The sequence below is a fragment of the Psychrobacter sp. 16-MNA-CIBAN-0192 genome (assembly GCF_040309565.1).
Taxonomy (GTDB): Bacteria; Pseudomonadota; Gammaproteobacteria; order Pseudomonadales; family Moraxellaceae; genus Psychrobacter.
The window spans coordinates 1-247 of sequence record NZ_JBEOOX010000576.1; the positions used below are offsets into that span (position 1 = coordinate 1).

Annotated in this window: 1 protein-coding gene; it reads left to right on the forward strand. The window is 39.7% G+C overall.

Annotation, left to right across the window (positions count from 1 at the left end; translation table 11 throughout):
• On the forward strand, positions 1-247 hold a 247-nt coding region (locus tag AAEY78_RS14445), incomplete at both ends, for a ferritin-like domain-containing protein (RefSeq protein ID WP_352340133.1).

Consider the following 247-nt stretch of genomic DNA (forward strand, 5'->3'; position numbering starts at 1 on the left):
CGCTATACCATCAATCAATTGCTGAGATGAAATGGTCAGACGATTTAATCGAGCGTATCTTGTTACTTGATGGTTTACCCAATTTGCAAGAACTGGGTAAAGTGCTGGTGGGTGAAGATGTGCCAGAGATTATTGATTGCAATTTGCGTTTAGAAAAACAGAAATTCGATATTCTTACCGATGCGATTACTTTGTGCGAGACACATCGTGATTATGTATCTCGTCAGCTATTGGTGAAGCTCAAAGA